This is a genomic window from Terriglobales bacterium (assembly GCA_035651995.1).
In the GTDB taxonomy this organism is placed as follows: domain Bacteria; phylum Acidobacteriota; class Terriglobia; order Terriglobales; family Acidobacteriaceae; genus DASRER01.
Map to the genome: position 1 here is coordinate 82,383 of DASRER010000021.1, position 15,953 is coordinate 98,335.

Genomic DNA, 15,953 nt, shown 5'->3' on the forward strand with positions numbered 1-15,953 from the left:
ACCGGCTGCTATGGCGGGCCTTCAGCGATCTCGACGCCAATTCGTCCGCGGCGCACTGCTCGCCGCCACCGCTTCCGCCGCTTTCGTGCTGCTGCTGGCGCCCACCGGCGCGCTCCGTTGGCTCGAGACCGGCACCTACGACGCCCGCGCCCGCTACGCCGCCCGCAGCTCGCCCCCCGACCCGCGCATCGTCATCGTTGACATCGACAACGTCAGCTTCGAGAACCTGAAGAATTCCCTCAGCCGATGGCCCTGGAGCCGTGCCGTCTGGACGCAGCTCATCTGGTACCTGCATCGCGGGAGTCCGCGGACGATCGCTTTCGACAGCATCTTTGAGGGCAAAGAGTCCGACGCCGTGGACAGCGATTTCGCCGCTCAAGTTCACGCCGCCGGAAACGTGGTGCTTGCCTACGCCTTCGTTCCCACCGGCGAGAACACCGACGATCCCGAAGTTGCGCGCGCCTGGCAGTCTCTCGATCGCGAGGCCTCCGCCGCCGGCGCCCGCAGCATCGGCGAGCTGACGCCGAAGAGCGAATACACCGTCACCATGCCTCTGGAACAGCTCACCCAGGCCGCCGCCGGCTTGGGCTCGATCACGGCACTTCCCGATTCCGACGGCGCCACCCGGCGCATGCCGCTGGCGCACCTGTTCGGCAGCCACAGCGTGCCGTCATTTCCCGTCCGCGTGGTGGACGCCGCCGCCGGACGGGCCAAGTCGAGCGGTTTCACGCGCGAAGGCAGGTCGGCGATTGCCGATTCCATTCGCGTCCCGATTGATGACGAAGGGCGGCTGTTGTTGGCGTGGCGTCGTGGCGGTTCGCAGGCCTACCAGCGGGTATCGTTCTGGGAAGTGATCTGCTCGATGTATCCGCAGAACTGCCTGCCGCAGGACCGCGGCAAGTATCCCTCGGCGTTCTTTCGCGACAAGATCGTAATCATCGGCGCCAGCGCGACCGGCGCCTATGAAGTCCGCCCAACGCCAATGGACGCGCATGCCCCGGGGTTCATCGCGCACGCCACAGCCATCGACAATCTCCTGCACGGCGATGGCATTCGCATCGCCCCGGCTTGGGTCCTGCCGCTTGCCGTGGTGCTGCTGGCCGCCATCGGCGCCGGCATCCTGGTGTATATCAGCGGCACGGTTCCTGGCGCCGCGTTCGCGTTGGCCGTGGCCGGGCTCTATACCGGCGCCGCGTTCGCCGTCTTCAGCCGCTGGCACGTGTGGCTGCCGATGGCCGCGCCGCTGGTGGCCTATGGCCTCGCGTACGCATCCAGCGGCGCGGTCCGCTACGCCACCACTGGACGCGAACTGCGCCGCACGCGCGGCACGCTCGACCGCTACATCGCGCCGCAGCTGGTCGAATACGTGCTCGACCACCTCGACGACATCGAGTTCGGCGGCGAGAAACGCGACCTCACGATCCTGTTCTCTGACGTGCGCAACTTCACCACGCTCACCGAGGCTTCCGATCCGCTTCAGCTCATTTCGCAGCTCAACGACTACCTCAACGCCATGACCGATGTGATCTTCAAGTACCACGGTGTTGTGGATAAGTTCATCGGCGACGGCATCCTCGCCCACTGGGGCGCGTTCAATCCCGGCCAGAACCACGCCGAGCTCGCCGCCCGCGCCGCGCTGGAAATGTTCGAGCGCCTGGCGGAACTCAACATTCGCTGGAAGGAACAAGGCCTGCCGCAGCTCGATATCGGCGTGGGCATCAACACCGGTGAAGTTGTGTTCGGCAACGTGGGCGCGGGCAAGAAGATCGAGTTCACCGTCATCGGCGACCCAGTGAACCTGGCCGCGCGGCTGGAGAGCCTGAACAAGGAGTTCAAGGCGCACATCATCATCAGCGAGTTCACCCTCGCCCGGCTTGGCGACATCGCCCAGGTGCGCTCGCTCGGCGGCGTCAAGGTAAAGGGCAAGACGATCGAAACCGCCATCTACGAACTGAACGGCCTCGGACAGGCGGGCGCCTCGCCGGCCGCGAAACCCGCTCCGGACGCGGCACAGACCGTTTCAGCCCGCGCCGACGACTGACCAATCGCGCAGAAAACAGCGCCGGGATTCTTCCAGCTTGGGTTAGAATGTCGCGCCAGACCAGAAGCGCGGCGGCGGCCCGCGCACTCAGCCGGAGAAGTCGGATGCGATTCCTTCATGCTGTCCTTGCCGTACTGCTCGCCACCTCAATCCTGGTTCCGCTGGCTTTTGCGCTGGCGCCCCAGGGCCGCTCGCAGAAGAAGCCTGACCAGAAGCAGCAGCCAGCTCCGCCCCCCGACGATCAGCAGCAGCAACAGCAGCCAGCGCAACAGCAGGACCAGCCCAAGCCGGTGCTCAGCGGTAACGTGTCCGTTGTCGCGCGGCGCCAGCCCAAGGACCAGTCTTCCCAGGGATTCAAGGGAGTGGACCCGGCCGGCAAAGTGGACGTGGCCCGGCTCAACACGCCGCCCACCGGCGACGACACGAACAAGGTCCTGCAGATGTCGGTTTACGTCGTCTCGCAGTCCGAGCTCGACGCCTTCATCAAGGAAGGCAAGCTGAAGAGCGGAACGGCGGTGGCGCGATGAACAGCCGCGCGCTTTCCATCGCCGTCCTGGTGCTGGGGCTCGCGGCTTCCGCCGCGGCGCAGTTCCCGCGACTCCCTGATTCGGTCACGAAGCACAAGGACAAGCTCGACAAGGCGCAGAAAGTCGCCGAAGCCAACAAGCCCTGGACGCCGGAGCAGGAGCAGGCCTTCGGCGAAGCCACCGCCGCCAAGCTCATCCACCAGTTTGGTCTCTACGAAAACCCGGACATGACCAAGTACGTCAACCTGGTGGGCAACGCGGTCGCTCGCGCCGGCGCCCGTACCGACATTCAGTATCACTTCGCCATCCTTGATACCGAAGTCGTCAACGCCATGGCCGCGCCCGGCGGCTATATCTTCATCACCCGCGGCGCGCTCTCGCTCATGGACAACGAGTCTGAGCTTGCCGGCGTGCTCGCCCACGAGGTCGCGCACGTTGACGGACGCCATGTCGAGAGGGAAGTACGTCAGAAGAGCAACATGACGTTCATCGTTCAGGAAGGGAAGAACACAAGCGCTGCTCAGTCTGCCGCGAACTCGATTCCAGGCGGACAGCAACTCCTCCAGGCCGGCGCGACGATCGTCACCCAGCTCCTCACCGCGCCTTATGGCCGCGCCGAAGAGTCGGAAGCAGACACCCGCGGGCTCGCGTTCGCCTCCGCGGCCGGATACGCGCCCGCCGGGCTGCGCGACTTCCTGCAGGCGCTCTCCGACCAGAACCCGAACCCGCAGAAATTCAGCATCCTCACCTCCACGCACCCGCCGCTCGCCAACCGCATCGCCGCGCAGAACGCGCTGCTGGCCACCTACACCGATCCGGGCCAGCCGAACAAGCCGCGCTTCGACAAGTTCGTCAACCCGCGCACCTTCGCCGGCATGCCGCCGGGCACGCCCGAACCGTCCGTCGTGACGGCCGGCGCGAAGGGCGCGACGCCCGCCGCCGCCGCGCCGCAGGAACTCGACGGCGTGGTCGGCGCCACCGGCGGCTCCGTCACCATCACCGGCGGCAAAAAACTGAAGCCCGGAACCAGGGTGAAGGTCCGTCCCGCGCAATAGCGGCGCGCCAGGCCCCTCACACGAAGAACACTCGGGGGACCGGAAGGATCGCGGCCGAAGCCCTTCGAGTGCCGTTCGTGTCCTTTGTGTGGAACGCGTTTGATTTTCGCCGCATCCTTCGCGGTTTGAAGTCTGGTTTGCCGCATTCGCATCCCGTCCTATAGAATCGTTGGTTTCCACGGCAAGTCTGCAACCCGCAATCAACGCATGAAAATCCACGAATACCAGGCCAAGAACCTGCTGGCGCGCTACGGCGTCGCCGTGCCTCGTGGCGACATGGCCACCACCCGCGAGGAAGCCGAGACCGCCGCCAAGAACCTGCTCAGTTCCGGCGCGAGCGGCGTCGTGGTGAAGGCGCAGATCCACGCTGGCGGACGCGGCAAGGGCGGCGGCGTCAAGATCGCCAGGACCGCGGAGGAAGCCGGCGCCATCGCGGCGCAGATGCTCGGCATGCGGCTGGTCACGCACCAGACCGGCCCCGAAGGCAAAGACGTTCGCCGCCTGCTCATCGAAGAAACGCTGCCCATCGAACGGGAGCTTTACCTGGGCATCGTGGTGGACCGCTCCGCCGGCCGTCCCGTGTTCATGGCCTCGGCCGCGGGCGGCATGGAGATCGAAGAAGTTGCCGCGCGCGATCCCAACGCCATCCTGAAGGAATCCATCGAGCCGGGGCTCGGCCTTCAGCCCTTCCAGGCGCGCAATCTCGCGTTCCGCCTCGGGCTCAAGGGCGAGCAGGTCGCGCTCGCCGTCAAATTCATGAGCGCGCTCTACCGCGCTTTCGAAGAGTCCGACGCGTCGCTGTTCGAGATCAACCCGTTCATCACCACCCGGGACGGGCGCCTGTTCGCGCTCGACGCCAAGGTCAACTTCGACGACAACGCCCTGTATCGTCATAAGGACTTCCGCGAGCTGCGCGACATCAGCGAGGAAGACCCGCTCGAGGTCGAGGCCTCCAAGTACGGCCTGAACTACATCAAGCTCGACGGCAACGTGGGCTGCATGGTAAACGGCGCCGGCCTGGCGATGGCCACCATGGACATCATCCAGTACGCCGGCGGACGCCCCGCCAACTTCCTCGACGTGGGCGGCGGCGCCAACGCCGAGCAGGTAGAAAACGCGTTCCGCATCCTGCTCAGCGACAAGAACGTACGCGCCGTGCTCATCAACATCTTTGGCGGCATCCTGCGCGTGGACACGCTCGCCACCGGCGTCGTGCAGGCCGCGCGCAATCAGAAGATGACGCTGCCCATCGTCCTGCGCCTCGAAGGAACGAACGTCGAGGAAGGCCGCAGGATTCTGAAGGACAGCGGGCTGAACTTCATCGTCGCCGAGACCATGAAGGATGCGGCGGAAAAAGTTGTCGCCGCGGCGGGGAAAGCATGAGCAATCCCATCTGCCACTTCGAGATCGGCTGCCGCGACCAGGCGAAGGCAAAGCAGTTTTACTCGTCTGTATTCGCTTGGCGCTTCGAGATCGGTAAGAGCGGACAGGAGATGATCCGCACCGGCGCCGACGTCGGCGGGCACCTGAACCCGCTCGAGCACCTGCCGCACAACTACACGATTTTTTACGTCATGGTGGGCGACATCCGCGCCACGATCGCCAAGGCGGAATCGGCCGGAGGCAAGAAGCTGGTGGGTCCGATTCCGATGGACGGCGGCAAAAGTGAATATGCGTGGATTGCGGACCTGGAAGGAAACATCATCGGCGTCTATTCGGAATCGAAATGAGCATCCTGGTCGATAAATCCACGCGCGTCCTCGTTCAGGGCCTCACCGGCCGCGAAGGCACCTTCCACGCCAAGGCGAGCGCCGACTACGGCACGCAGGTTGTGGGCGGCGTCACGCCCGGCAAGGGCGGCGCCACGCACGAAGGCTGGCCGATCTTCAATACAGTGGCGGAAGCGGTCGCCAAGACCGGCGCCAACGCTTCGCTCATCTTCGTTCCGCCGCCAGGCGCTGCCGACGCAATCATGGAAGCCGCCGCCGCCGGCCTGCCGCTGATCGTCTGCATCACCGAGGGCGTCCCGACGCTCGACATGGTGCGCGCCGCCGAATTCCTGGCGCGCCGCGGCAAGTCGCGCCTCATCGGACCGAACTGCCCCGGTATCATCTCGCCGGGAAAAGCCAAGCTCGGCATCATGCCGGCGCGCATTCACAAGGAAGGAAACATCGGCATCGTGTCGCGCTCGGGCACGCTCACCTATGAAGCGGTGCACCAGCTCACGCAGCGCGGCATCGGGCAGAGCACCGCCATCGGCATCGGCGGCGACCCCATCATCGGCACCAACTTCGTGGACGCTCTGCGCCTCTTCCAGGCCGACCCGGAGACCGAAGCCGTCATCATGATCGGCGAAATCGGCGGCAACGCCGAGGAAGCCGCCGCCGAATTCGTGAAGCAGCACATGACCAAGCCCGTGGTCGCCTTCATCGCCGGACAGACCGCGCCCCCGGGGCGCCGGATGGGCCACGCCGGCGCGATCATCTCCGGCGGACACGGCACCGCCGCCGAAAAAATCCGCGCGCTGGAAGCCGCCGGCATCGGCGTGGCCAGATCGCCTGCTGCCATCGGCGAAACCTTGGCCGCCGCCATCGGCGCGACGGCGCGCGCATGATGCCGCTTTCGCAACCCGGCAGAGGCCTCCACGGCCAAGTGCCAATTGCTACAGCCTAACTGCTTGTTCGGAGAGCTGAGAACCAGGGAATGAAAACACTGCAACGCACGCTCGCCATCATCAAGCCGGACGCGGTCGCCAAGGACGCCACCGGCGAAATCATCTCCATCATCCTCAAGAACGGCTTTGCCATTGTCGGCATGAAGATGCTGCACCTCACGCAGGAGCAGGCCGAAGGCTTCTACGCCGTGCACGCCGGCAAACCGTTCTTCGCCTCGCTGACCAAATTCATGTCCAGCGGCCCGGTCGTCGTCATGGCGCTGGAGAAGGAAGAAAACGCCATCGCCTCGTGGCGCACGCTGATGGGCGCCACCAACCCGGCGAACGCCGAGGAAGGCACCATCCGCAGGCGCTTCGCCGAGAGCATCGAGCGCAACTGCGTCCACGGCTCCGACGCCGAAGACACCGCGCGCTTCGAAGTCAGCTACTTTTTCGCGGGATACGAGTTGGCGCGATAAACCGGTCCTCAGTTCTCAGTTGTTTTTCACTGGGAACCGGGAACTGAGAACTGAGAATTTGCAATGCCTCACGTCGAAATCACGCTCGTCAAAGGCCGCAGCACCGAGCAGAAGCGCCGCGCCGCCGAGAAGATTACCCAGATCATCGTCGAGGAAATTGGCGCCCGCCGGGAAGACACCACCGTCGCCTTCATCGAAACCGAGAAGGACTCCTTCGCACACGGCGGCCAGTTGGTGATTGATCGGAAATAATGGCTTGCGTTGTACAGACGCAGCTTGCCCCGTCTTCCTGCGCCAGAGACGTTGACGTCGCTACGGGCCTTCAGAGGCCCGCTTTCGCGCGCGGCATTCGGCAGCCCAAAGCGTGAGCCCTGGGTGGCATGCGATGTTGGTCCGAGTCCCGCAGGGGGACGCTACTGCTCCAGTGGCAAATACAGCGCGCCTTCTTTCCTCTCCGCCACTTCCAGCAACGAGCCGCGCGCGATGTCCTGGAAGTGCGCCGAGGCCCGATGCGCCTCCAGCGCCGCCTGGTCGCGATACTGCTCGTAGATGAAAAACGTCCGCGGATCGTCCTGTTTGCGGTGGACGATGTACATCGCGCAACCCGGTTCCCGCCGCGACTTCTCCGTCAGCTCGCGAAACAGCGCCGCCGCCTTCTCCTCGGCTCCCGCCTTCGCCACCCACGTTACAGCCAGCACGACCATGGTGTTTCTCCATGAACCGCGGAACAAACAACGGGAAACGAACAACGGGCAACGCCCTACTTCGCCTTCGCCGCCTTCCGCCGCGGCGCCTTCGCGGGGCGCTTCGCTCTCACCGCGGGCCTTGCCTTCGCTACCGCCCGCTGCGCCGGCGCCAATTGCGCCAGCTCCGCGGCGAACTCCTCCAGCAGGATGGTCTGGTTGCGGTCCGGCCCGGTCGAGACCATTCCGATCCGCGCGCCGCTCTCGCGCTCCACGAATCGCAGATACTCGCGCGTCTTCTGCGGCAGCTGGTCGAAGCGCGTGATGCCCTCGGTCGGCGTGCGCCAGCCCGGCATCTTCGTGTAGATGCACTCGATGGTGTCGAAGCCGCTGGCGTGCGCCGGGACCTCGCTCACCTTCTTGCCGTTGATCTTGTAGCCCACGCACACCGGAACCTCGGCGAGCTCATCGAGCACGTCGAGCTTGGTGACGACCCACCAGCGCACGCCATTGATCATCGCGGCATAGCGCAGCAGCGGCAGGTCCACCCAGCCCACGCGCCGCGGACGCCCCGTCACCGCGCCGTATTCGGCGCCGCGTGCGCGCAGCGTCTCCGCGACGGGAGCGCTGATCTCGGTTGGGAACGGCCCGCCGCCCACGCGGGTGCAATACGCCTTGGTCACGCCGATGACCATGCCGACGGCCGTCGGCGCAACGCCGGTGCCGGTCACCGCGCCGCCCGAGGTCGCACTCGACGACGTCACGAACGGATACGTTCCGTGGTCAATGTCGAGCATCGTGCCCTGCGCGCCCTCGAACATCACCGACTCGCCCCGCGCCAGCGCTTCGTTCAGCAGCGCCGCCGTATCGGCCACGAACGGCGCCAGCTCCGCCGACGCGGCGGCGTACTCTTCGTAAATCTTGTCGGCATCGAGCGGCTCGGAGTTGAACAGCGCGTGCGCGATCAGGTTTTTCTCGCGGCAGGCGTTCTCCACGTGGGTGCGCAGCAGCTTCAGGTCGAGCAGGTCGGCCACGCGCAGCCCGCGGCGGCCCATCTTGTCTTCGTACGCCGGCCCGATGCCGCGCGACGTGGTGCCGATCTTCACCCGCCCCGGCGCGTTCTCCGCCGCCAGTTCGATCAGCCGGTGATAGGGAAGGATCACGTGCGCGCGATTTGAGACGAACAGCCGCCCGCTCACGTCCACGCCCGCCTCGCCCAGCCCCTTCACCTCGTTGAGGAATGCGATCGGATCGAGCACCACTCCGTTGCCGATCACCGAGCGCCGCCCCTGGCGCAGCACGCCGCAGGGGACAAGCTGGAGCACAAACTTCCTGCCGCCGATGATCACCGTGTGGCCGGCGTTGTGCCCGCCCGCGTAGCGCGCCACCACGGAGAAGTTCTCCGCCAGCACGTCAACGATCTTGCCTTTGCCCTCGTCGCCCCACTGGGCGCCCACGATCACGGCGGTCTTTGCTGGATTCATTGCGTTTGCCGATCTGTTCATCAGCCGCGCACACAACTCTCCCGGGACCTTCTCAACTCTGCAATGTCCAGGATAGGCGCGCGAAAGGAACTGTTAACAACACATTCTAAATTGCCGCGCGCCAGCGCGCCAACTTGAAACTTGAAACTCGAAACTGGAAACTGTCTTTGTGCCTGAGCTTCCCGAAGTCGAAACCATCGCGCGCGGCCTCGCCCGGCGCATCATCGGCGAGGCGATCGAGTCGGTCTGGATCGGCCAACGCAGCCAGCCGCTCAAGTCGCCCGCGAAGGAGATCGCGCGCACGCTCACCGGCAAGCGCATCACTGCGGTGCGCCGCATGGGCAAGCACATCGTCATCGACCTCGAAACGCCCAACGGCGCGCCCAGGCCGGCGCAATGGATCGTGCATCTCGGCATGACCGGGCGGTTGCTGGTCTGCCAGCCATCGGACGCCGTCGAAAAGCACACGCACCTGGTCGCGCATCTCGCCTCCGGGCGCGAGCTGCGCTTCGTCGATCCCCGCATGTTCGGCAAGCTGAGCGTCGTCCGCGGCAACGGATTCACCACCGCCGGCTCCGAGCCGCTCGACATCGGCTTCGAACTCTTCGCCGGCCTGTTCCGCGGCCGCAGGACGCCGATGAAGAGCGCGCTCCTGAACCAGAAGCTGCTGCGCGGCGTGGGCAACATCTACGCCGACGAGTCGCTGTTCCGCGCCGGCGTCCGCCCGCGCCGCCGCGCTGCCCGCGTGCGCCGCGACGAGATGCAGCGCCTCTTCGACGGGCTCCAGGCGGTCCTCAACGAAGCCATCGCCGCCGGCGGCTCCTCGGTTTCCGACTATGTCGACGCAAACGGCGACGCCGGCTTTTTCCAGCTCGAGCACCGCGTTTACGGGCGCGAAGGCGAACCCTGCCTGGTCTGCGGCACGGCCATCAAGCGCGTTGTCATTGGCGGCCGCAGCTCGCACTACTGCCCGCGCTGCCAGAAGTAAGTTTCGAGGTTTCAAGGTTTCGAAGTTTCGACGCGCGCGAACTGCTGATTGCGCATGGCCGAACCATGAAACCTCGAAACCTCGAAACCTCGAAACCTCTTCCTGCGCTCCCATGCACTACAATCGTGGTTTATGCCGGCTTTCGCCATCGGTGTCGATCTTGGCGGCACCAACATGCGCATCGCCGCCGTCGATGAGACGGGCACGCTGCTGGAAAAGGTCACCACCGGCACGCAGGTCTCGCGCGGCCGTGAGCGCGTGCTCGACGAAATGACCACCGACATCCAGGCGCTCGCCGCCAAGTTCCAGCGCGGCGCCACGCTCCTCGGCATCGGCGTCGGATTGCCCGGCATCATCGACATCCACACCGGCTTCCTGCACGAGTCACCCAACCTGCCCGGCTGGGACGACTATCCGGTGCGCGACGAAATCGAGCGCCGCCTGGGCGTGCCCGTCGTCCTGGAAAACGACGCCAACGCCGCCGCGCTCGGCGAAAAATGGATCGGCGCGGCGCGCGACTTCGACGACATGTGCATGCTCACGCTCGGCACCGGCGTTGGCGGCGGGCTGGTCTTCGACGGCCGCATCTGGCACGGCATGACAGGAATGGCCGGCGAGATCGGCCACATTAACGTCGACCCCGAAGGCCACATCTGCGGCTGCACCAGCCGCGGATGCCTCGAGCAGTTCGCCTCCGCCACCGCCATCGTGCGCATGGCGCGCGAGGCCGGCGCCACCGGCAACGCGCCCGCGCTCGCGCGCGCCATCGGCGACAATCCCGAGTTCAGCTCGAAGGTGGTTTACCAGATGGCGTTGCAGGGCGACGCCTCCGCGCGGCAGATCTATCGGCGCGTGGGCTGGGCGCTCGGCATGGTCGTCGCCGACCTGGTCAACGCCCTCAACCTGCCCATTTACGTGATTGGCGGCGGGGTGGCCAGCGCCTGGGAAGCGTTCGCGCCCGCCATGTTCGAGGAAGTGAAGAAGCGCTCGTTCGTCTATCGCGCCACCGCGCCCGAGCAAACCGGACGCATCGAGCCCGGCACGACCATCATCACGCGCGCACTCATGGGCAGCGACGCCGGCCTGTACGGCGCGGCGCGGCTGCCCATGCTCCGGGAAGAGACCCAGCACCACGTCGCCCGCCAGGTTCGGCGGGCCTAGGAGCTACTGCATACTGCCGCGAATCGCCACCGGCCCGTTCACCGTGCTGATGCGCACCACCACCGGCGCTCCCGGCGCGCCCAGCCGCGCGCGTCGCGTGCCGTCGTTGTCCCAGGTGCGATTTGCCGCCGTGCACGGCTCACAGCGGAACGGGCTGTGCCCGTCGGAAACGACCTCCACGCCCGAGCTGTAGCCGGAAGGAAGCGACAGCTCCAGCGGACCGTTGTGCGTGCTCGCGTCCAGGCCCTCGCCCTTCCATTGCTGATCGCGCAACCGCACGTCGAGTGGCCCGTTGTACGCCGCGATCTTCACCTTGCCGCTCGAGTCGTTGAGCGCGATCGGCCCGTTCTGCGCCTCGGCGTCAATCGAACCGGTGCAGCGCTTCAGCCCGATCGGCCCGTTCGTCGTCCGCGCCACGATCGTTCCGCTCACGTCGCGCAAATCAATCGGCCCGTTGTGGGTGTTCACCTCCAGGTTGATGTTCGCCGGCACGCGCACCAGGAAGTGCACCGACCACTCGTCCTCGCCCGGCCCTTCGGCCGTCACGTTTCCGCCGTCAATCTTCATGCGGATGCTGTCGAGCCGGCGCTTGGCCGCGGCCTCGTCATCCGCCGGAACCGCCTTGCACGCGGTGACGGAAATCTCCTTGCGGTCCCAGCCCTCCACTCTCACCCCGCCATTTTTCGGCGGACGCACCGAGAGCTTGCTGATTGCGGCTGCCGACAGCGTGCGCTGCTCCTCGGCGTAATAGGTCGGCCGCCTGCGCCCGTACTGCACCATGTCGCATTGCCCGGGATCGGTCCGTACAGCGTTCTCCGGCGTCGCCGCCGTCGCCTGCGTCGCCGCGGCGGCGGCCGCCGCCGCGCTCAACAGCAGCGAGCCGGCCAGCAATATCCATGCCTTTGGATGTTTCGTCATCATGGGCCACCTTCCTGCCCGATAGACGAAGCCTGCCAAACCAGGTGAGCAGCTTTTTCTGGGGACGTTTCTGCAGACCGGCAACTGGCAACCGGCAACTGGCGCTTGGCTACGCCGGCACCCGCTCCAGCGCCTTCTTCAGCGCGGCGAGGAACTGCTGGTTCTGCTCCGGCGTCCCTACGGTGACACGCAGCGCGTTGGGCGCGCCCCAGGCCGTCAGCGGACGCACGATCACGCCCGCCTCCTGGATACGCTTGGCCATTGCGGCGCCGGGTCCAGGCACTTCGAAGTAGATGAAGTTGGCCGAGGTCGGCGCCGGTTGCAGTCCCAGTTCGCGAAGCCGCGGCTCGAGCCATGCAACGCCTGCCACGTTGTTCTCCACCGCGCGGCGAACGTGCTCGGCGTCTTCCAGGGCCGCCACCGCCGCGGCCTCCGACACGTTCGAGACGGCAAACGCCGGCCGCACCCGCGCGAAGTGCTGCACGACCTGCTCGGGCGCGTATCCGTAGCCCACCCGCGCGCCCGCCAGGCCATGCGCCTTCGAGAACGTGCGCAACACCACTATCTGCCGGCCCTCGCGCACGTACTCGAGCGACCTGCTCCAGCGCCTACGATGCCGCGCCGCGTAGTCGTCGGCAAAATCGCTGTACGCCTCGTCGAGCACCACCAGCACGTGCGCGGGCACGCGCTCCAGGAACGCATCCATCGCCGCGGCATCGAACATCGTCCCGGTCGGATTGTTGGGATTCGCCAGGAAGACCACCCGCGTGTGGCTGTCGATGGAGCGCGCGATCGCGTCCAGGTCGAACCCGTGCCCGCGCATCGGCGCCTGCACCAGCGTGCCGCCCGCCGCGCGCACCACCATCGCGTACACGATGAACGTGCGCTCGCTGGTCACCGCCTTCAGCCCGGGCCGCAGCAGCGTCCGCGCGATGATGTCGAGAAATCCCGTCGAGCCCGGCGTGACCAGCACGTTTTCCGGCGCCAGCCCGGCGCGCTGCGCCAGCCGCAGCCGCAATTCCAGGTTGTCGTTGTCGGGATAGAAGTTGGATCCGGCCGCGGCGCGCGCCATGGCTTCCACCGCCAGCGGCGACGGCCCGAAGGGGTTCTCGTTCGACGCCAGCTTCACGCAGCGGACGCCGCTTTCGCGCTCCGCCGCGCGCACCGGCTTGCCCGGCACGTAGGCGCTCAGCGCGCGGACATGCTCCGGCACCAGCTCATCGAATCGGCTCATTTCATCCTGTGCGGGGCAACGAAAAGCGAGTTTCCCGTTTCTCGTTTCCCGTGCTGCGTGGGCCGCAGCCTGCCCAGCATAGAGGATTACGCAACAGCGCCGGCGGAAGATTCCCGCGCGCGGGCTAACCAATCATGTACGCCGGACGAAGACATCGAGGGCGCCCCAACGTTCGCGCCGCGCTTTTTGCGGCGCTAACGCGGGAAGCCTGCTCCTCCCCGTTCCGTCCACCGCCGCAACTGCCGCACCTCCGCATCCGTCAGATGCCGGAACTGGCCCGGAGGCACATCCAACTCCAGCGGGCCGTAGCGCACGCGCCGGATTTTCTCGACGTGGTGGCCGATCTTCTCGAACATGCGGCGCAGTTGCCGGTTGCGCCCCTCGACCAGCGTGACCTCGTACCACGGGTTCTCCGCGTCGCGCAGCAGCGTGATTTTTGCCGGCGCCGTCTTCACCGGACGCATTGCCGCGCGCGCGCGCGCGCCCATCCCACCGCCCGTCCCGCCAATCACCACGCCGCGCCGCAGCCGCTCAATCGCTTCGGCCTCCGGCCTGCCGCTCACCTTCACCACGTAGGTCTTGGGAAAATTCGACGAAGCGTGCATCAGCCGCTGGGAGAGTTCGCCGTCGTTGGTGAGCAGCAGCAGGCCCTCGCTGTTGTAGTCCAGCCGTCCCACCGGATACAGCCGTCCGGGCACGCCGCGCACCAGGTCGAGCACCGTGGCGCGGCGCTCGGGATCGGACACCGTGCTCACAAACCCGCGCGGCTTGTTCAGCATCAGGTGCACGCGCCGCTCAGGCCCGCGCAGCAGCCGCCCATTCACGCGGATGTGGTCGCGCTCCGGATCAGCCTTCGTGCCCAGCCCAGTCACCACCTGCCCGTTCACCGACACCAGACCGGCTGTGATCAGCCCTTCCGCCTTGCGGCGCGAAGCAATGCCGGCGGCGGCAATGATCTTTTGGAGTCGTTCGGTAGGCATGGGAAGGCAAGTTGCCCTTGCCGGTTGCCAATCGCGCACTGCCAAGACGGATTTTTCCGGTAACTGCCAACTGAAACCGGCAACTCTACTCGGTCCTGACCTCGTCCGCGGTGTCGTCTTGCGCCGCGGGTTCGGCTTCCTCGGCGGGCGCATCCGGCACGCCGGTCGCGTCGGCCTCCGCCGCATTGGCCGTGGGGAACAGGTCGGCCTGCTCGCTGCCCGCCGCGAGCTTCTCGAATTCTTCCATGCTGGGCAGCTCGCCAAGGTCGCTCAACCCGAAGCGCAGCAGAAATTCTTTCGACGTCTTGTACAGAATCGGACGCCCGATCACCGCCTTGCGTCCCGCCGTGGTGATCAGCTTGCGATCCAGCAGCGTGCCGATCACGCCGCTGGCGTCCACGCCGCGAATCTCGCTGATCTCCGGCACCGTGACCGGTTGCTTGTAAGCGATGACCGCGAGCGTCTCCAGCGCCTGCAATGACAGCCTTACCGGCGGCTTCAGGCTCTTGGCGAAGGCGCGCACCGCGTCGTGGTGCTCCGGCCGTGTCGCCATGCGATACCCGCCGGCCACCGCGCGAATCTCCATACCGCGCTCGGCCAGGTCGTACTCCGCCGCCAGCTCGGTAATCGCCTCGCGCACCTGCTGCTTGAGCGCGGCGAGCGCCGCCTTGCGGTCTTCACCCGCCGGCGGCTCGCCCTCGGCGATCACCCCGGCAATCTGCTCCACCGTCACCGGATCTTCAGCGGCGTAGATGATGGCTTCGATTTTGGATTTCAAACTCATTGAGGGTATCTGCACTGCCTCGTTGTCTGGGCACGTGGCGCTGGGCACCTGGCATTGGGCCCCTGGGCGGCACGGCCCTCGACGGCCAAGTGCCAAGCGCCAATCGCCAGGCGCCGCACCACCAAGCATTCACTAGCGCCAATCATCTTTCAACGGCCCGCCCTCGGCGAAAGCCGTATCGAACGCCAGGTGCTTCTTAATAATAATGTCGCCGAAGATCTTTTCCTGACGCACCTGGATCGCCTGCAAGCGAACCAGCTCCAACAGCGCCAGGAACAAACAAATCAGCGCGCCGGTCGAGTGGACGGTGCGCAGCAGCCACTTCAGCCGCACCGGGCGGTCCTCCAGCAGCAGCCGCCGCCGCACGTAGTCAATCATCTGGCTCACGCTGGCGCTGTCTTCGTCCACGTTCAGCACGGGACGCGACTTCGCCCGCTCCAGGATCGCCCGAAACGTCTTCACCAGGTCCACCACGTCGGTGACCAGCTCGGGCTCGGCGCCCTCGGCGTCCTTGAAGTCCTTCAGCGCCGGATTCGACCACACCGCGTCTTCAATCTGCTGCTTCTGCAGCAACATCTGCGCCGCGTTCTTGAACTTTTCGTGCTCCAGCAGGCGGTTCACCAGCTCGTTTCTCGGATCTTCCTCCTCCGCCGGCGCCTCCGGATCGCGCGGCAGCAGCATCTTTGACTTGATGTGGATGAGCACCGACGCCATGTAGATGAACTCGGCCGCCACGTCCACGTCGAGCTGCTTCATGCGCTCCACGTACGCCAGGTACTGCGCCGTGATCTGCGCGATTGGGATGTCGTAGATGTCAATGTCCTGCCGCCGGATCAGGTCCAGCAGCAGGTCGAGCGGCCCGTCATAGACGGCGCCCACCGTGACCGCGAAGGGAAATTCTTCGCGCGGGGGCTGCGCGGCCGCCGGCGCGGCGGCGGGTTGCGCGGGTTGTTGCGGACCTGGCAA

Annotated in this window: 17 protein-coding genes; 10 read left to right on the forward strand and 7 right to left on the reverse strand. The window is 66.2% G+C overall.

Annotated elements, in window-relative coordinates; genetic code table 11:
* The first annotated feature begins 10 nt into the window (after positions 1-10).
* The 8 genes from VFA60_07840 to VFA60_07875 all read left to right on the forward strand — a co-directional run bounded on the left by VFA60_07840 (position 11) and on the right by VFA60_07875 (position 7,007).
* Positions 11-2,041 carry an adenylate/guanylate cyclase domain-containing protein gene (locus VFA60_07840; GenBank protein HZQ91685.1) on the forward strand — a complete coding sequence of 677 codons (2,031 nt, stop codon included), beginning with the start codon at positions 11-13 and terminating at the stop codon, positions 2,039-2,041.
* Between the two features lie 104 nt (positions 2,042-2,145).
* Positions 2,146-2,568, forward strand: coding sequence for a hypothetical protein (locus tag VFA60_07845; GenBank protein HZQ91686.1), 423 nt, complete (start codon positions 2,146-2,148; stop codon positions 2,566-2,568).
* Positions 2,565-3,623, forward strand: coding sequence for a M48 family metalloprotease (locus VFA60_07850; protein HZQ91687.1), 1,059 nt, complete (start codon positions 2,565-2,567; stop codon positions 3,621-3,623). Before VFA60_07845 ends, VFA60_07850 begins: the two co-directional genes overlap by 4 nt.
* Positions 3,624-3,788: 165 nt before the next feature.
* Positions 3,789-5,006, forward strand: coding sequence for an ADP-forming succinate--CoA ligase subunit beta (gene sucC / locus VFA60_07855; GenBank protein ID HZQ91688.1), 1,218 nt, complete (start codon positions 3,789-3,791; stop codon positions 5,004-5,006).
* Positions 5,003-5,353: a VOC family protein gene (locus VFA60_07860; protein HZQ91689.1), complete on the forward strand. Its 351-nt coding sequence runs from the start codon at positions 5,003-5,005 to the stop codon at positions 5,351-5,353. The genes sucC and VFA60_07860 overlap by 4 nt, the downstream gene beginning before the upstream one ends.
* Positions 5,350-6,237, forward strand: a complete 888-nt coding sequence (gene sucD / locus VFA60_07865; GenBank protein ID HZQ91690.1) for a succinate--CoA ligase subunit alpha — start codon at positions 5,350-5,352, stop codon at positions 6,235-6,237. Before VFA60_07860 ends, sucD begins: the two co-directional genes overlap by 4 nt.
* 89 nt (positions 6,238-6,326) lie before the next feature.
* The gene (gene ndk / locus VFA60_07870; protein ID HZQ91691.1) at positions 6,327-6,755 is read left to right on the forward strand and encodes a nucleoside-diphosphate kinase; all 429 of its coding nucleotides are present in this window, start codon (positions 6,327-6,329) and stop codon (positions 6,753-6,755) included.
* 63 nt (positions 6,756-6,818) lie between these two features.
* A complete protein-coding gene (locus VFA60_07875; protein HZQ91692.1) occupies positions 6,819-7,007 on the forward strand; it encodes a 2-hydroxymuconate tautomerase in 189 nt (62 codons plus the stop codon).
* A 161-nt stretch (positions 7,008-7,168) separates the two neighbouring features.
* Here VFA60_07875 and VFA60_07880 read toward each other — a convergent pair whose 3' ends face one another.
* Positions 7,169-7,459: a putative quinol monooxygenase gene (locus VFA60_07880; protein HZQ91693.1), complete on the reverse strand. Its 291-nt coding sequence runs from the start codon at positions 7,457-7,459 to the stop codon at positions 7,169-7,171.
* A gap of 56 nt (positions 7,460-7,515) precedes the next feature.
* Positions 7,516-8,922 carry an adenylosuccinate synthase gene (locus VFA60_07885; protein ID HZQ91694.1) on the reverse strand — a complete coding sequence of 469 codons (1,407 nt, stop codon included), beginning with the start codon at positions 8,920-8,922 and terminating at the stop codon, positions 7,516-7,518.
* 169 nt (positions 8,923-9,091) lie between these two features.
* On the opposite strand from VFA60_07885, the gene mutM reads away from it, so the two are divergent.
* A complete protein-coding gene (gene mutM, locus VFA60_07890) occupies positions 9,092-9,910 on the forward strand; it encodes a bifunctional DNA-formamidopyrimidine glycosylase/DNA-(apurinic or apyrimidinic site) lyase (protein HZQ91695.1) in 819 nt (272 codons plus the stop codon).
* A gap of 132 nt (positions 9,911-10,042) precedes the next feature.
* Positions 10,043-11,071: an ROK family protein gene (locus VFA60_07895; protein HZQ91696.1), complete on the forward strand. Its 1,029-nt coding sequence runs from the start codon at positions 10,043-10,045 to the stop codon at positions 11,069-11,071.
* A gap of 3 nt (positions 11,072-11,074) precedes the next feature.
* Here VFA60_07895 and VFA60_07900 read toward each other — a convergent pair whose 3' ends face one another.
* The 5 genes from VFA60_07900 to VFA60_07920 all read right to left on the reverse strand — a co-directional run bounded on the left by VFA60_07900 (position 11,075) and on the right by VFA60_07920 (position 15,953).
* Entirely contained in the window at positions 11,075-11,992 is a 918-nt protein-coding gene (locus tag VFA60_07900; protein ID HZQ91697.1) for a hypothetical protein, read from the reverse strand.
* Between the two features lie 106 nt (positions 11,993-12,098).
* Entirely contained in the window at positions 12,099-13,223 is a 1,125-nt protein-coding gene (gene hisC / locus VFA60_07905; protein ID HZQ91698.1) for a histidinol-phosphate transaminase, read from the reverse strand.
* A 194-nt stretch (positions 13,224-13,417) separates the two neighbouring features.
* Positions 13,418-14,203: a pseudouridine synthase gene (locus tag VFA60_07910; protein ID HZQ91699.1), complete on the reverse strand. Its 786-nt coding sequence runs from the start codon at positions 14,201-14,203 to the stop codon at positions 13,418-13,420.
* Positions 14,204-14,288: 85 nt separating this feature from the next.
* On the reverse strand, positions 14,289-14,987 hold the full coding sequence (gene scpB / locus VFA60_07915; GenBank protein HZQ91700.1) for an SMC-Scp complex subunit ScpB: 699 nt from the start codon (positions 14,985-14,987) through the stop codon (positions 14,289-14,291).
* Positions 14,988-15,119: 132 nt separating this feature from the next.
* Positions 15,120-15,953: a segregation/condensation protein A gene (locus tag VFA60_07920; GenBank protein ID HZQ91701.1), complete on the reverse strand. Its 834-nt coding sequence runs from the start codon at positions 15,951-15,953 to the stop codon at positions 15,120-15,122.

Coding starts and splice junctions, on each gene's coding strand:
- hisC (HZQ91698.1), bottom strand. CDS start 13,223: ATGAGCCGATTCGATGAGCTGGTGCCGGAGCATGTCCGCGCGCTGAGC.
- VFA60_07860 (HZQ91689.1), top strand. CDS start 5,003: ATGAGCAATCCCATCTGCCACTTCGAGATCGGCTGCCGCGACCAGGCG.
- sucD (HZQ91690.1), top strand. CDS start 5,350: ATGAGCATCCTGGTCGATAAATCCACGCGCGTCCTCGTTCAGGGCCTC.
- VFA60_07845 (HZQ91686.1), top strand. CDS start 2,146: ATGCGATTCCTTCATGCTGTCCTTGCCGTACTGCTCGCCACCTCAATC.
- VFA60_07850 (HZQ91687.1), top strand. CDS start 2,565: ATGAACAGCCGCGCGCTTTCCATCGCCGTCCTGGTGCTGGGGCTCGCG.
- VFA60_07875 (HZQ91692.1), top strand. CDS start 6,819: ATGCCTCACGTCGAAATCACGCTCGTCAAAGGCCGCAGCACCGAGCAG.
- VFA60_07895 (HZQ91696.1), top strand. CDS start 10,043: ATGCCGGCTTTCGCCATCGGTGTCGATCTTGGCGGCACCAACATGCGC.
- VFA60_07910 (HZQ91699.1), bottom strand. CDS start 14,203: ATGCCTACCGAACGACTCCAAAAGATCATTGCCGCCGCCGGCATTGCT.
- VFA60_07885 (HZQ91694.1), bottom strand. CDS start 8,922: ATGAATCCAGCAAAGACCGCCGTGATCGTGGGCGCCCAGTGGGGCGAC.
- VFA60_07880 (HZQ91693.1), bottom strand. CDS start 7,459: ATGGTCGTGCTGGCTGTAACGTGGGTGGCGAAGGCGGGAGCCGAGGAG.
- scpB (HZQ91700.1), bottom strand. CDS start 14,987: ATGAGTTTGAAATCCAAAATCGAAGCCATCATCTACGCCGCTGAAGAT.
- VFA60_07840 (HZQ91685.1), top strand. CDS start 11: ATGGCGGGCCTTCAGCGATCTCGACGCCAATTCGTCCGCGGCGCACTG.
- VFA60_07900 (HZQ91697.1), bottom strand. CDS start 11,992: ATGATGACGAAACATCCAAAGGCATGGATATTGCTGGCCGGCTCGCTG.
- ndk (HZQ91691.1), top strand. CDS start 6,327: ATGAAAACACTGCAACGCACGCTCGCCATCATCAAGCCGGACGCGGTC.